The sequence below is a fragment of the Xenorhabdus sp. SGI246 genome (genome assembly GCF_040838225.1).
Classification (GTDB): Bacteria; Pseudomonadota; Gammaproteobacteria; order Enterobacterales; family Enterobacteriaceae; genus Xenorhabdus; species Xenorhabdus indica.
This window is the reverse complement of record NZ_JBFPEZ010000103.1, coordinates 1-4,238: the sequence shown is the minus strand read 5'-3', so window position 1 is coordinate 4,238 and position 4,238 is coordinate 1. Positions and strand designations below refer to the sequence as shown.

The following is a 4,238-nucleotide window of genomic DNA, read 5'->3' as shown; positions in this document are numbered from 1 at the left end:
TCAACCCAATACGCCTCAGAGACTTGTTGATGATCAAGGTGATATTGCTGAGTCGCCAGATAGGCCTTATCCACCTCTATCCGGGGTGTTTGCCCCCGTATCAGTTGGTTGTAATAGTCATGCACAGCCTGCAATAAAATTGGGTTACTCCAGCCATCGGCAATACAGTGATGTTGGGTAATTATTACCGTCACCAGTTGGTCATGCTGCCTGATAATGGTGAAACGAATTAACCCCGGCTGGTTTAAATCAAACGGCTGTGTCCGGTCATGCTGCTGAATGGCATCAATCGCTGCATCCCGCTCTTCTGCGGGTAATCGGCTGAGATCCTGAACAGTAAAATTGTCCGTACCGATACTCGCACCGGTGGTCACCACCTGCAAGACTTCCTCTTCCCAGTCAAAGGCGGTGCGCAGAATAGGAAAACGCAATGAGGACAGTAACCAGGCCTGCTGGTAGATGGCAACATCCAAACTTGTATGATAATCCAGCAATAACTGTACCCGGTAGGCGTCATCCTGTGGCTGAGTCAGATAATGATAAATAAATCCCTGCTGTAGACTGGTGGCAGGATACAGTGCCTCAACCCGGTATTTTTGTTGAAAATGGAGTAAACGTTCTATCGAAACGCCTTTAATACCGTAATCACTGAGGGTCTTCATGCCCCCCGCTTGTGCTTGTTGCTGAGCGGTTTTAATCACCGTTATCAGCGCCTGTTCAAATGCAGTAATAAACGCTTGTGTCTGGCGTTGTGGTAAACCCGATATCACACTGAATTGCAGTTGCCCGCTCTGAACCATGCCATTAATATTCAGCAACAGATCACTACCATTCCGACTGCCGACCATAACACCACAATCATCGTTGGTGAGTGACCAGTCCTGTTCACCCGCCTCTGCCCCTAACTGACCGAGGTAATTGAAACTGATCACAGGTAAATTACCCGCTAAATACCCGGCCTGATGCAGGGCACCGTAACCTAGCCCTTTATTTGGCACCGTCCTGAGCATCTCTTTGGTGTGGATAATCGTTTTGGTGATATCGGCTTGCATTGCCAGCCGGACAGGATACAGGGTTGTAAACCAGCCTACAGTTTCAGAGATATCCAATGTGTTATCAATATGTTCCCGCCCGTGACCTTCCAGCAGAATAAAATTGACTGGCCGTGAGAAACACGTCCGCAAAGCCAGCGTAAGGGCACTCAACAGTAAGTCATTAATTTCGGTGTGATAACCAGCATTGGCCTCACGCAACAAGGTCTCGGTCAGTGCCTCAGAGATAGCCACTTCGTGTTGGCTGAGCTCCACGGCTACAGGATAAGCGCCGCTCTCCGCCATGACCTGTTGCCAGTAGGGTATTTCATCCTGATGGCATTCGGCATAGCGATGCACGGCGCTGACCCACTGCCGGTAACTGCTGGTTTTTGCCGGCAAGGTATCAATCTGTTGCGTGTCTTTCTGAAGCAATAAACGCATATCTTCTGCAATGATGCGCCAGGACACAGCATCAATGATCAGATGGTGAAACGCGAAGAATAAGCGGGCACTCCCGTCTGCATATCCGGTCAGATGCGCCGCCTGCCACAGAGGCCCGTTACAATAATCAAAGCGGCTCTGCCATTCGGTCAGTTGCTGGCGTAATGCCGTTTCATCCCATTGACTGACATCACAGTGAGGCAATGTTGATAACCATGAAGGTATGTCGGCCTGATAACATTGGCGATAACCCGCTGCCGTTTCCACAAAGTGGGCACGCAGCATATCGTGTCGTTCAGCCAGTTGATTCAACGCTTTTTTGATGTCGCTATGCTTGATCGTAGCGGGCAGGCGGATCATAAAGGCCTGGTTCCAGTGGTGTGGCTGTGCTAACTGGCGGTTGAAGAAATCCTGCTGGACAGGCAATAAGCCAAATTCTCCGTTTAACCAACCCTGTTCGGCCACCACGATGACTGCTTGTTGTTCTTGTGTCAGTATCTGTGCCAAACGTGCTACCGTTGGTGCTTCAAAAATCGATTTGACCTGCACGGTAAAACCCGCTTTCCGCAATCGGGAAACTAACCTGATACTGACAATCGAATCACCGCCGATACGGAAGAAATTATCTTCAATGCCCACCTGCGCCAGTCCCAATACCTCCTGCCAGATAGTACAAAGCTGAGTTTCCAGTGCATTGCGCGGTGCGATGTAACCATCCCGGCTACCCCAGTTTGGTTCCGGTAATGCCCGGCGATCTAACTTACCATTCAGGGTCAACGGCACTGACTCAATACGGGTAAAACTGGCCGGCACCATATACTCCGGCAGGCGACCAGAGAGATGCTCAATCAGAACGTCATCAGAGACACTCCCCTCACTCACCAGATAGGCCGCCAGAACTTTGTGATCCTCCTGATCCCAATCAATCACTACCGCCTGTTTTACCTGGGGATGTGCAACCAATGCGCTTTCAATTTCCCCTAATTCAATGCGGTAACCCCGGATTTTGACCTGATAATCATTGCGTCCCAGATAGTCCAGCTTGCCATCCAGCCGCCAGCGCACCAGATCCCCGGTTTTATACAGCCGGATATAACCCCGTGCCTTGTCTTCGTCCGTGGCAAACGGGTTGACCACAAAGCGCTCAGCCGTCAGTTCAGGCTGGTTTAAATACCCGCGTGCCACCCCGGCACCTCCGACATACAGTTCTCCCGGCGCACCAATCGGGGACAGATTGCCCTGTTCATCCAGCACATACAAACGGGTGTTATCAATTCCCCGGCCAATAGACAAATCATCACCCTGCAATAAATTCTGGCTGGCACACACAGTAAATTCCGTCGGGCCATACTGGTTAAACAATGTGATATGCGGCGGGATAGACAGGGCATTGAGAGTTTCTCCACCGGTATGGATCACCTGCAAGGTTGAGCGGAATAACTCGGCAGAAAAATGATTCATCAAGGCGGTAGGAATAAAGGCTTTGGTGATCTTATGCTGATTGATAAAAGCCAACAGTTGTTCACTGTCTCCGGTTACCGCGGCGGGAGCAATATACAAAGTGGCACCAGACATCAGCACCGGGAACACTTCAAAGACAGAAGCATCAAACACATAATTGGAGAAAAACAGCGCCTTCACCTGTGGTGCCAGCAAATGTGTTCTGGCAATAAACTGTGTCAGATTCAGGACACTGCTATGTTCCACCATCACCCCTTTTGGCTGACCAGTGGTGCCTGACGTGTAGATAATATAAGCCAGATCGGTCGGCTGGTTGATTAAGGCCGGATTTTCTGCTGGCTGCCCCCCAGTCACGGCCCGATCATCTGCCGCTATCAGAGCGGGCTGTTCCTCCAACAAGTGCGTGTATTCTGACAATGTGACCAGATACTGTTGCTGAGTCACTATGCAGGGTAAGCGGGTGTCTTCTAAAATAAACTGAACCCGCTCGGCGGGATATTGCGGAGAGACAGGCACATAAGCGCCACCCGCTTTCAGTACCGCCAGCATACTGATCACCATTTCCAGACTGCGATCCAGATATAAGGCTACGGGGGTATCAACTGGCATCGGCATATGGTATTGCTGCTGATAATGTTGGCGAATCGCAAAGGCCAACTGGTTTGCCCGTTCGTTAAGCTGACGGTAAGTCAGGGTTTCTCCCTCGAATACCAGCGCAATGTTATCCGGTGTCGCGACAACCTGTGCTTCAAACTGCTGTTGGAGTGTGCGATCTTGCGGATACGGGACATCTGTCTGGTTCCAGCTATACAGCAAGGTATGACGTTCTGAATCACTGAGGAACATCACCGATGAGATGGGCTGGTGAGGTTCACACGCTACCGTGGATAAAATACACTTAATCTGACGAAGCAAACGCTGTGCCTGTTCATCCGTCAGCCAGTCTTTACCGTAACTGAGTTTCACTATCAGGTTATCACCGTGTTCATAGGCCATCAGTAACACCGGATAATCTGTTTTTTCAATCGCTTTGCGGAATGTCAGCGTTTTCTCAATTCCATCTCTGGCTCCACTCACCACAGGTGCCGGATAGTTTTCAAAAATCAGCAGGCTGTGGAATAAACGTGTTCCATCTGGTTGCAGGCTGGCGAGTGACACCGCACTGTGGCTGTTGAGCGCGGCAATGTCATTCTGTATTGCCTGTAAAACGTCGGCTACTGTCTGTGTGTTTTCCCACTGCACCATCAATGGCAACGTATTGATATACAGACCAACACTGGCTTCAATACCCTCGACCGGCAC

Annotated in this window: 1 protein-coding gene; it reads right to left on the bottom strand. The window is 50.3% G+C overall.

What is annotated here, in order from left to right; translation table 11 throughout:
• A partial coding sequence (locus tag ABLA85_RS17365) for an amino acid adenylation domain-containing protein (RefSeq protein WP_367965595.1) occupies positions 1–4,238 on the bottom strand: 4,238 nt, incomplete at both ends.